This is a genomic window from Streptosporangium longisporum, from assembly GCF_039534895.1.
GTDB classification, from domain to species: domain Bacteria; phylum Actinomycetota; class Actinomycetes; order Streptosporangiales; family Streptosporangiaceae; genus Streptosporangium; species Streptosporangium longisporum.
Genome location: NZ_BAAAWD010000019.1, coordinates 429,447 through 441,467, shown reverse-complemented (window position 1 = coordinate 441,467; position 12,021 = coordinate 429,447). Strand labels below are relative to the sequence as shown.

Sequence of the window (12,021 nt, the reverse complement as noted above, 5' to 3'; positions counted from 1 at the left end):
CCCCAGGATCCTCACCACGCCCCGCCCCAGGGATGAAGGTAATGGCCCCTCAGACCGATGTGTCGGTTACCGTCCACTGATTAACTTTCGTCCTATGGAGACCGAAGGGATCAGCGAGCAGAGCGACCGGACAGACGAGATCGTCCGCCTCGAATCGGTGCGGAAGTCCTACCGGAGCGGGACGGACTCCGTCCTCGCCCTGGGGGGTGTGACGATCGGCTGCCCGCGCGGCAGCGTGACCGCCATCATCGGACCGTCCGGGTCGGGCAAGAGCACGCTGCTGCAGTGCGCGGCCGGGCTCGACCGCCCCACCTCCGGGACGGTGACCCTCGACGGGGAGGAGCTGAACGGGCTCGACGAGACGGCGCTGACCAGGCTGCACCGCGACCGGGTCGGCTTCATCTTCCAGACGTTCAACCTGCTGCCCGCCCTCGACGTGGAGGAGAACGTCACCCTGCCGCTCACGCTGGCGGGCCGGAGCGCCGATCCCTCCCTCCTGGTCGACGTGATCCGCAGGGTCGGCCTGGCCGAGCACATGCGCCACCGGCCGTTCGAGCTGTCCCCGGGGCAGCGCCAGCGGGTCGCCATCGCCCGCGCGCTCGTCACCCGCCACGCGGTGATCTTCGCCGACGAGCCGACCGGCGCGCTGGACGCCCGTGACACCGACGAGGTCCTCGGCCTGCTCCAGGAGACGGTGCGCGAGACCGGGCAGACGGTCGTCATGGCCAGCCACGACCCGCTGGTCGCCTCCTACGCCGACCGGGTCGCCTTCCTGTCCGCCGGCCGCATCGTCGACGAGCTGAACTTCCCCGTCGACCGGGCGGTGATCCAGCGGATGACCCACCTCGGCGTCTGGGACAGGCCCCCCGGGCCGGAGAGGGGGGGTCGCGGGCTGATGTGGAGGCTGGCTCTGCGCACACTCCAGTTCCGCAAGGACGTCTTCGCCGCCGTCTTCACCGCGATGTTCCTCGGCGCGGTCATGATCTCGGCCGCCGGGGCGCTGATGGAGACCGGCGTGCGCGAGGTCCTGCCTCCCCAGCGCCTGGCCGGGGCGCCGATCGTGATCGTCGGCGATCCGTCCTACGCCATGCCCAAGGCCGACCCCCGGGACGAGGACACCGAGTGGACGCGCCTGACCGAACGGGTGCGGCTCGGCGCCGCCCTGCTCGACACCGTGCGCGCGCTCCCGGGCGTGGAACGGGTGATCGGCGACCTGTCGTTCCCGGCCACCGTCCTGCTCGGGGACCGGCCCGCGGCCACCGGGCACGACTGGAGCTCCGCCGTCCTGGCGCCCTACCGGCTCCGGCAGGGTGCGGCACCGGCCGGTCCCGGTGACGTGGTGCTCGACTCCGCGACGGCCGGGCGCTCGGGACTGCGGGCCGGTGACAGCGTCCGGATCGCGGTCGCCGGCGTCACCCGCGTCTACCGGGTGACCGGCGTCGCCGCCCCCGCGGGCGGCCGCGAGATCACCGGGGCCGCGCTCTTCTTCTCCTCCCCGGACGCCCGGCACCTGGCCGGGCACCCGGGCACGGTCGACGCGGCCGCCGTCCTGCCCGACCCCGGGACCGACGCCGCGGCACTGCGCGCCAGGATCCAGGACACCCTGCGCGGGCACGCCGCGGTGACGCTGACCGGCGACCGGCGCGGCCTGGCCGAGTTCCCCGGCGGCAGGGACGGCGCCGAGAACCTCGTCGTCATCTCCGGGGTGACCGCGGGGATCACGTTCATGGTCGCGCTGCTCGCCGTGGCGAGCACGCTCGGCATGTCGGTCGAGAACCGCGGGCGGGAGATGGCGCTGCTGCGGGGGATGGGCACGTCCCGGGCACGGATCCGGCGCATGGTGCTGGCCGAGGCGATGACGGTCTCCGCGGTCGCCGTCGTACCGGGCAGCCTGCTGGGGCCCTACCTCGGCCACCGCCTCTTCCGGCTGCTGGTGGCCGACGGGGTGGTGCCGGAGGTGATGCCGTTCCAGCAGGGCTGGGCCCCGGTGCTGACCTCGGTGGTGGTCTGCCTGCTCGCCGCGGCCGCGGCCGCGTTCTTCCCGGCCAGGCGGGCGTCACTGGTCCCGGCCGTCGGCAGGCCCGCCGGCGCGGCGCTCCGGGGCCGCCCGCTCGGCCCCGTACGGTCGGCGATCACGGTCGCCTGCCTGGGCGGCGGCGCCGCGCTCGCGGTCTCGGTGGTGGTGGCGCCCCGCCCGCCCGCGGCGGGCACGGCCACCCTCACGGTGCTCGCCCTGTCGGTGGGGATGGCCCTGGTCGCCCCCCTGACGACGCGGGCGATGACCGACGCGCTCCGCCAGCCGGTACGCGCCCTGTTCGGCCAGATCGGCCACCTGGCGATCCTCAACGCGCGGGCGCGGACGGTCCGGGTGGCCGCCGCGGCCACGCCCATCATGCTCGTCACCGGGATCGCCCTGTCCAACGTCTACCTGCAGACCAGTCCCGCGGACGCGGCCGAGCGCGTCTACGTCGAGCAGCTGCGCGCCGACGTCGTGCTGACCGCGGGCACTGGGGGACTGGCCTCCGGGGTGCTGGACCGGGTCCGGTCCGTCCCGGGCGTCGCGGGCGCCTCGGAGTTCGTGACCGGCACCGCGTTCCTGGAACGCCCCTACGACGTCTGGCAGAACGACGACGGCTGGCCCGTCCAGGGCATCACCGCCGAGGCGGCCGAGTCGGTGACCGCGTTCCGGCTCGTCGCGGGCTCGCTCGCCGACCTGCGCGGCAACTCCGTCGCACTAGCCGAGGGGCACGCCCTGCAACTGGGCCGCGACCTCGGGGACACCGTCACGATGCGGCTGGGCGACGGGCACGCGGTGGACCTGCGGGTGGTCGCGCTGCTGTCGGCCAGGCCGGGGGACGAGACGATCCTGATGCCCGCCTCCCTGCTGGCCCCGCACACCACGGCCGGCCTGCCGCCCCAGATCCTGGTGCGCGCGGCCACGCCCGGCGCCGTCCCCGCGGTCAGAGCCGCGCTGGCCGAGATGGGCGGCACGATCCCCGGCATGCGGGTGTCCGACGCGAGCGTGCTGTCCGTCGTGCACACCGAGCGGCAGCGGACGCGGGCCTGGGTGAACTACCTGTTCATCGGCACGATGCTCGCCTTCGTGGTGATCTCGGTGATCAGCATCCAGGCGGCGGGCGCGGCGCGGCGCGGCAGGGAGTTCGGGCTGCAACGGCTGATCGGCTCCAGCCGGGGCCAGGTATTGCGGATGATGGGCATCGAGGGCGTCCTGGTCGCCGTCATCGGCGTGGTGCTGGGCACCGTGGTGTTCGTCCCGGTCCTGCTGCTCTTCACCATCGCGATCAGCGGTTCCCCGCTCCCGTCGGGGCCGGTCTACCTGTACGTCATCGTGGTCTGCGCCGCGGGCCTGTCGGCGCTGATGGGTGCGCTGCCGCCCGCGTGGGCCGCGACCCGCGGCCGCCCCGTGACGACCGTCCGGCCCTCCGACCCGTAGGCCGGGACGCCCGTCCCACCCCTGCCCGGGGACCCCTGCCGCTGCCCGGCCCGGGTCCCCGGGTCTTCGCGCGCGCCCGTCCCCGCCGGTGCCCGCGACCCACCCCGCCACCCCCTTCTGACCTGCTCGTGCGGCAGGTGACCCCGCGCCGGACGGGGCCGGGACCGCGCTCTCCCACAGGGGAGGCTGAGGGGTGCGCTAGGGGTCGGTTTCCCGGTACGGGTCTATGTAGCGTGCTAATTGATCCAGCGTGGAGAACGGTGACCGGAAGATCGCCGGCCCGGATCCTCCGGCCGGATCCCAGAACCGTTCCGGACCTCGCCGGTGTGGTACGCCGCCCTGACGTACGAAGGCGAGTGCCCCGGCCTCATGGCGCGCGGGCCGACCGGTCGTGCGATCTAGTCATTCGGAGGAAGTCTTCATGCGTGTCCTGTTCACCATGCACGCCGCGGCCGCCCACCTGTTCCTGGTGGTCCCGATCGCGTGGGCCCTCAAGGCCGCGGGTCACGAGGTGATCGTCGCCACGCAGCCGGACATCGTCGACGACGTCACCAGGACCGGCCTGACCGCGCTGCCGGTGGGCGACCCCTCCAACATCGCCGAGCGGCTCGCGAGCATCCCCGCGGACCAGCAGATCTTCGGCTCCGGCTACGACATCGCCGAGGAACGGCCCGAGGTGCTCACCTACGAGTACGTCCGCGACTGCATGGCCGCGTTCGCCTCGCCCCTCGCGCTGGACCTCATCACCGACGACTCGATGTACGACGACCTGGTCGGCTTCTGCCGCGAGTGGCGGCCGGACCTGGTGGTCTGGGACTCCATCACCTTCCCCGGCATGGTCGCGGCCCGCGCCTGCGGCGCCGCGCACGTCCGGTCCACCTTCGGCCGCGACCACTGGGGCCGGATGCGCTCGCTCTTCCTCCGGCTGCGCGCGGAACGGCCCGGAGCGGCCGACGAGGACCCGGTGGCCGACTGGGTCGCCGCGAAGCTGGCCAGGTACGGCTGCGGCTACGACGAGGAGGCCGTCCTCGGGCAGGCCACCGTCGACTCCATGCCGGTCTGGACGCGCTTCCCGGTCGAGCACGACTACCTGCCCGTCCGGTTCATCCCCTACAACGGCCCCGCCGTCATCCCCGACTGGCTGAAGACGGCCGGCCCCGCACGCCCCCGCGTCTGCTTCACCCTGGGCGTGTCCGGCCGCGAGGTCTGGGGCGGCAACGGCAGCATCCGCGCCACCGACCTGTTCGAGGCCGTGGCCGACCTCGACGTCGAGGTGGTCGCGACCCTCAACGCCGCCCAGCTCGACCCCGACGTCAAGGTGCCCGACAACATCAGGGTCGTCGACTACGTCCCGCTCAACTCGCTGCTGCCCGGATGCTCGGTCATCGTCCACCACGGCGGCACCGGGACGTTCGGGACCTCGATCGCGCACGGGGTGCCGCAGCTCGTCGTCCCCGCGAAGCTCTACGACGAGGGGGGCATGGCCCGGCAGGTGGCCGCGGAGGGCGCCGGCCTCGTCATCCAGCCCGAGGACCTCTCGGCCGCGACCCTGCGGGAGGGCCTGCTGCGGCTGCTCGGCGAACCGTCCTTCACGGAGAACGCCGCCAGGATCAGGCGGCTGGCGGAGACCACCCCCACCCCGCACGACCTCGTGCGCGACCTGGAGGAGGTCGTCGCCCTGCACCGGGCGCGCTCCGGCGAGCGGACGCCGACCGGCTGACCCCTTCTCCGTACCGACCGGCCGGATCCGCGCCGGCCGACCCTCCGCGCCGACCGGCCGGAACCCTCCGTGCCGATCAGCACGGAACCCTCCGCGCCGACCGGCGCGGAACGCCGAACACGGGTCGCCCCGCGATGCGAGCGCCCTTTCCCTCATGCCTCGACCCGGTACGCACCGTCGGCCGGGCGAGGCCCTCTCACGGTCCGACAGGGGTGACGTGGTGGAGAACGACGGCAAGATTCTCGACTATCTGCGCAAGGCGACCGCGGACCTGCGGGAGACCCGTCAGAGGTTGCGGGAGGCCGAGAACAGGCAGACCGAACCGATCGCGATCGTCGGGATGAGCTGCCGCTTCCCCGGCGGCGCCGACACGCCCGAGGCACTGTGGCGGCTGCTGGCCGAGGGCGCCGACGCCGTCTCGTCGTTCCCGGAGAACCGGGGCTGGGACGTCGAGAACCTCTACGACCCCGACCCCGACAGCCCCGGCAAGAGCTACACCCGCTCGGGCGGCTTCCTGTACGACGCCGCCGAGTTCGACCCCGCCTTCTTCGGCATCAACCCGCGCGAGGCCGTGGCGATGGACCCGCAGCAGCGGCTGCTGCTGGAGACCGCCTGGGAGGCGTTCGAGGACGCCGGGATCGACCCCACGTCCGCGCGCGGCACCTCCGTCGGCGTGTACACCGGGGTGATCTACCACGACTACGGCTCCCGGATCCGCGTCGTCCCCGAGGACCTGGGCGGCTACATCGGCAACGGCAGCGACGGCAGCGTCGCCTCCGGCCGGGTGGCCTACGTCCTGGGCCTGGAGGGCCCGGCTGTCTCGGTCGACACCGCCTGCTCGTCGTCCCTGGTCGCGCTGCACCTGGGCGTCCAGGCGCTGCGCCAGGGCGAGTGCTCCATGGCCCTGGCCGGCGGGGTCACGGTCATGTCCACGCCCAGCACCTTCGTGGAGTTCAGCCGCCAGCGCGGCCTGTCGCCCGACGGCCGCTGCAAGGCGTTCGCCGCCGCAGCCGACGGGACCGGCTGGGGCGAGGGAGCGGGCATGCTCCTGCTGGAACGCCTCTCGGACGCCGTCCGCCTGGGACACCCGGTGCTCGCGGTCGTCCGCGGCTCGGCGATCAACCAGGACGGCGCGAGCAGCGGCCTGACGGCGCCGAACGGCCCGGCGCAGCAGCGGGTCATCCGCCAGGCGCTGGACAACGCGCGCCTGTCGGCCGCCCAGGTCGACGCCGTCGAGGCGCACGGCACCGGCACCGCGCTGGGCGACCCGATCGAGGCGCAGGCGCTGCTGGCCACGTACGGGCGGGAACGTCCCGAGGGCAGCCCGCTCCGGCTGGGCTCGATCAAGTCGAACATCGGGCACACCCAGGGCGCCGCCGGGGTCGCCGGCGTCATCAAGATGGTGCTGGCGATGCGGCACGGCGTGCTGCCCAGGACCCTGCACGTGGACGAGCCGTCCCCGCACGTCGACTGGTCGGCCGGTGACGTCACCCTGCTGACCGAGAGCGAGCCCTGGGAGACCGGCGGCGCCCCGCGCCGGGCCGCGGTGTCCTCCTTCGGCGTCAGCGGCACCAACGCCCACGTCATCCTGGAGCAGGCCCCCGAGCCGGAGCCCGCCGCCCCGGCCGGCGAGCCCGGTGAACCCGGGGAGGCCGCACTCCCGGTGCCGCCCGCCCCGGTCGTGCCCTGGGTGATCTCCGGCAGGGGCGCGGACGCGCTGCGGGCCCAGGCGGAACGCCTCGCGGCCCACCTGGACGCGGACACCACCCTCTCCCCGGTCGACGTCGGCCACTCCTCGGTCGTCTCCCGGGCCGCCTTCCCGCACCGCGCCGTGGTCGTCGGCACCGGCCGCGAGGAACTGCTGGCCGGCGTGCGCGCCGCCGCCGAGGGCACCACCGCGCCGAACGTCGTCCGCGGCACCGCCTACCCCGCCCCCGGGGTGGTGTTCGTCTTCTCCGGGCAGGGTGCCACCTGGGCGGGAATGGCCGTCGAGCTGATGGAGACCTCGCCGGTGTTCGCCGCCCGGCTCACCGAGTGCGCCGACGCCCTCTCCCACGTCGTCGACTGGAAGCTGGCGGAGGTGCTGCGCGGCGAGCCCGGCGCGCCGCCGCTGGACCGGGTGGACGTGGTCCAGCCCGCCCTGTGGGCCGTCATGGTCTCGCTGGCGGAGCTGTGGCGCTCGTACGGCGTGGAGCCCGACGCCGTGGTCGGGCACTCGCAGGGCGAGGTCGCCGCCGCCTGCGTGGCGGGTGCCCTGTCACTGGAGGACGCCGCCAAGGTCGTCGCGCTCCGCAGCGTCGCCATCGGCGAGCAGCTGTCCGGCCGCGGCGGGATGATGGCCGTCTCCCTCCCGCAGGACCGGATGCGCGAGCGGCTCGCCCCCTGGGGTGACCGCGTGTCGGTGGCCGCGGTGAACGGCCCGGGCTCGACGGTGCTCTCCGGAGAGACGGCCGCCCTGGACGAACTGCTCGAAAGCCTCCTCGCCGACGACGTCCGCGCCAGGAAGATCCCGGTCGACTACCCCTCGCACTCGGCGTACGTGGAGCCGCTCCAGGAGCGGATCACCGCCGACCTGGCCGGGATCGTCCCCCGGTCGGTGGAGGTGCCGTTCTGCTCCACGGTGACCGGCGAGCCGATCGACACCGCCGGGCTGGACGCCGGCTACTGGTACACCAACCTCCGCAGGCAGGTGCGCTTCGACGAGGCCGTCCGCACCCTGCTCGGACAGGGCCACCGGGTGTTCATCGAGGTCGGCCCGCACCCGGTGCTGGCCATGGGCGTCCAGGAGACCATGGAGGCCATGGGCGCCGACGCGGTCGCGATCGGGTCGCTGCGCCGCGGCGAAGGCGGCATGGACCGGTTCGTCACCTCGCTGGCCGAGGCGTACGTGCACGGGGCGCCGGTGGACTGGACGCCGCTGTTCGCCCCCCACGGCCCGCGAAGGGTCAAGCTGCCCACCTACGCCTTCCAGCGCGAGCGCTACTGGCTCGACGCGACCGACAGCGTCGACCTGACGTCCGCCGGTCTGAGTTCGGTGGATCATCCGTTGCTGGGTGCGGTGGTGGTGGTGGCCGATTCGCAGGGGGTGTTGTTCTCGGGGCGGTTGTCGCTGGGGTCGCATGGGTGGTTGGCCGATCATGTGGTGGGTGGCCGGGTGGTGGTGCCGGGGACGGCGTTGGTGGATGTGGTGGTGCGTGCGGGTGATGAGGTGGGGTGTGGGGTGGTGGAGGAGTTGACGTTGGAGGCTCCTTTGGTGGTGGAGGGTTCGGCTGGGGTGCGGGTGCAGGTGTCGGTGGGGGTGGCTGATGGGTCGGGTCGTCGTGCGGTGGCGGTGTACTCGTGCCCGGAAGGTTCGCTGGGCGTTCAGGAATGGCGTCGTCACGCGTCGGGGTTCGTGAGTGCCGCCGCTGTGGACGGGGGGTTCGATTTGGTGCAGTGGCCGCCTACTGGGGCGGTGGCGGTGTCGGTGGAGGGGTTGTATGAGGAGTTGGCGGCTGCGGGGTATGGGTATGGGCCGGCGTTTCGGGGGGTGCGGGCGGCGTGGCGGCGTGGGGGTGAGGTGTTCGCGGAGGTGGCGTTGGCTGATGGTGTTGCGGTGGGGGGGTTTGGGGTGCATCCGGCGTTGTTGGATGCGGCGTTGCATGTGGAGGGGTTGTTGGAGGGGGGTGTGGGTGAGGGGGTGAGTTTGCCGTTCGTGTGGTCGGGGGTGTGTGTGCATGCGTCGGGTGCGTCGTCGGTGCGGGTGCGGTTGTGGTCGGAGGGTGTGGGTGCGGTGTCGTTGCAGGTGGCGGATTCGGTGGGTGCTCCGGTGGCCACGATCGGCTCCCTGATCTCCCGCCCCCTCCCGCCGGACGGCCTGCTCGCCCTCCCGGACGCCCACCGCGACCTGCTGTTCCGGGTGGACTGGACGGCACTGCCGCCCGTCGAGATCCCGGCGGGACGCCGGTACGCGGTGCTCGGCACCGATACGCTCGGCCTGGCCGCTGCGCTGCGCGGCGCGGCCGCGGACGTGACGGAGCACGCGGAGCTCGCGGGGCTGGCCGCGGCGGGCGAGGTCCCGGAGCTGGTGTTCACCTCCCTCGCCGGATCCCCGGACGGGCCCGCAGCCCAGGACACCGGGAACACTCAGAACACCGGGAACGCCGGGGGTGACGCGACCCCGGACGCGGTCCGGACGGCGACGTGCCGGGCGCTGGAGCTGGTCCAGGAGTGGCTGGCCGACGGGCGGTTCGCCTCGGCGCGCCTCGTCGTGGTCACCCGCGGCGCCGCGGCCGTGAACGGCCAGGACGTCACCGACCTGGCCGGTGCCGCCGCGCTGGGCCTGCTCCGCGCCGCCCAGTCGGAGAACCCCGGCCGCGTCGTGCTGGTCGACCTGGACGACCGGGCCGTGCCCGGCACCGTCCTGGAGGCCGCCACCGTTCCGGACGAGCCCCAGCTCGCCGTACGGGAGGGAGCCCTGTGGGTGCCCCGCCTGGCGCGGGCGGCCACCGGTGGCGGTGGTCTGGTGCCGCCCGCGGGGACGGCGCACTGGCGGCTGGACGCGCCGGTCAAGGGCAGCCTGTCGGACCTGACACTGGTCGCCGCCCCCGACACGGGCCGGGAGCTGGGCCCGCGGGAGGTGCGGGTCTCCGTCCGCGCCGCCGGGATGAACTTCCGCGACGTCGTCGTGGCGCTCGGCATGGTCCCCGAACGCGACGTGCCCATGGGAGGCGAGGCGTCCGGCGTGGTGCTGGAGGTCGGCTCCGAGGTGGACGACCTGGCACCCGGTGACCGGGTGACGGGTCTGCTGGACGGGGCGTTCGGCCCGGTCGGGGTGACCGACCGGCGGCTGCTGGCCCCGATGCCCGAGGGCTGGACCTTCGAGCAGGCCGCCTCCGTGCCCGGCGTGTTCCTGACGGCCTACCACGGCCTCAGGTACGTGGCGCGCTTGGAAGCGGGGGAGTCGGTGCTGGTGCACGCCGGTGCCGGTGGTGTGGGCATGGCCGCGATCCAGCTCGCGCACCACTTCGGCGCGGAGGTGTACGCGACCGCGTCGCCCGCCAAGTGGGAGGTGCTGCGCTCGCTGGGAGTTCCGGACGAGCGGATCGCCTCCTCGCGGGACCTGGACTTCGAGGGCTACTTCGCCGAGGCCAGTGGCGGGCGCGGGGTGGACGTGGTGCTGAACTCGCTGGCGCGCGAGTTCGTGGACGCCTCCCTGCGGCTGCTGCCCCGCGGCGGCCGGTTCGTCGAGATGGGCAAGACCGACATCCGCGACGCCGCCGAGATCGCGAACACCTACCCCGGCGTCGAGTACGCGGCCTTCGACCTCATCGACTCCGGCCCCGACCACATCCACGGCATGCTGGCGGAGGTGCTGGAGCTGTTCGGCCGTGGGGTGTTGCGGCCGTTGCCGGTGCGTTCGTGGGACGTGCGCCGGGCGCCGGAGGCGTTCCGGTTCCTGTCGCAGGCCCGGCATGTGGGCAAGGTCGTGTTGCGGATGCCGCAGACGTTCGGCCCCGGTGGCACGGTGCTGGTGACCGGCGCGGGAACGCTGGGCGCTTTGGTGGCGCGGCACCTGGTGCGGGTGCACGGCGTTCAGGACCTGGTGCTGACCAGCCGTCGTGGCCGTGCGGCGACCGGGATGGCGGAGCTGGAGCGGGAGCTGGCCGAGGCCGGTGCGCGGGTGCGGGTGGAGGCCTGTGACGTGGCCGACCGGCAGGCGCTGGCGCACCTGCTGGCGTCGATCCCGGCCTATCGTCCGCTGGCCGGGGTGGTGCACACCGCGGGTGTGCTGGACGACGGGATCGTCGAGACGCTGACGGCCGAGCGGGTGGGTGCGGTGCTGCGTCCCAAGGTGGACGCGGCCTGGAACCTGCACGAGCTGACCAAGGACATGGACCTGTCGGCGTTCGTGCTGTTCTCCTCGGCCGCCGCGGTGCTGGACGGATCCGGCCAGGCCGGATACGCCGCGGCCAACGCGTTCCTGGACGCGCTGGCCGCGCACCGCAGGGCCGGCGGCCTGCCCGCCGTCTCGCTGGCCTGGGGCTTCTGGAACCAGCGCAGCGACATGACCGGCCACCTCGGCGACGCCGAGGTCGAGCGGATGGCCCGCTCCGGACTGGTCGGCCTGACGTCCGAGGAGGGACTGGCACTGTTCGACGCCGCCCGCACGGTGGACGAGGCACTGCTGGTGCCCATCCACCTCGACCTGGCGGCGATGCGCACCGGCACCCCGCCGGCGCTGCTGCGCGGCCTCGTCCACTCCCCGGCCCGCCGGGTCGTGCGGGCCGCCGGCGCCGCGGGCGCCGCCCCCACCGCGTCCGCGCTGGAGGACCGGCTCGCGAGCCTGACCGCGGACGAGCAGCTGACCTTCCTGGTACGCCTCGTCTGCGCCGAGGCGGCCGGGGTGCTCGGGCACGCGAGCCTGGACGCGGTGGAGCCGGAACGGGCGTTCAAGGAGCTGGGCTTCGACTCGCTCACCGCCGTCGAGCTGCGCAACCGGCTCAACGCCGCCACCGGGCTGCGGCTGCCCACCACGCTCGTCTTCGACCACCCCAACCCGACCGTGCTCGCCGGCCACATCAGGGACGAGATCGCCCCCGCAACCGCCGACCCCTCCGCGGCACTGCTCGCCGAGGTGGACCGGCTGGAGAGCGCCCTGTACGCGGCGGACACCGCGGACCATGCCACGATCACCGCCCGGCTGCGGGCGCTGGTCCGCAAGTGGGACGACACGCACGGCGGCCCGGTGGAGACCGAGCCGGAGCAGGACTTCGAGTCGGTCACGGACGACGAGCTCTTCGCGGTCCTCGACGAGGAACTCGGCACCTCCTGAACCCCCCTGACGAATCCCTACTGCACCGAGGCT

Annotated in this window: 3 protein-coding genes; all 3 read left to right on the top strand. The window is 73.9% G+C overall.

The annotated features are described in order from the left end of the window. The first annotated feature begins 94 nt into the window (after nucleotides 1-94). The 3 genes from ABD832_RS33795 (at nucleotide 95) to ABD832_RS33785 (ending at nucleotide 11,988) form a co-directional block, all read left to right on the top strand. Nucleotides 95-3,454, top strand: coding sequence for an ATP-binding cassette domain-containing protein (locus ABD832_RS33795; RefSeq protein ID WP_344903776.1), 3,360 nt, complete (start codon nucleotides 95-97; stop codon nucleotides 3,452-3,454). Between the two features lie 421 nt (nucleotides 3,455-3,875). Next, entirely contained in the window at nucleotides 3,876-5,174 is a 1,299-nt protein-coding gene (locus tag ABD832_RS33790; protein ID WP_344903773.1) for an activator-dependent family glycosyltransferase, read from the top strand. A gap of 217 nt (nucleotides 5,175-5,391) precedes the next feature. Next, complete coding sequence (locus ABD832_RS33785; protein ID WP_344903770.1) at nucleotides 5,392-11,988, top strand: SDR family NAD(P)-dependent oxidoreductase; 6,597 nt, start codon at nucleotides 5,392-5,394, stop codon at nucleotides 11,986-11,988. The last annotated feature ends 33 nt before the right edge of the window (nucleotides 11,989-12,021 follow it).

Bases quoted from the DNA above. Each gene is read 5' to 3' on its own strand.
- ABD832_RS33795 (WP_344903776.1), top strand. From the start codon at position 95: ATGGAGACCGAAGGGATCAGCGAGCAGAGCGACCGGACAGACGAGATC.
- ABD832_RS33790 (WP_344903773.1), top strand. From the start codon at position 3,876: ATGCGTGTCCTGTTCACCATGCACGCCGCGGCCGCCCACCTGTTCCTG.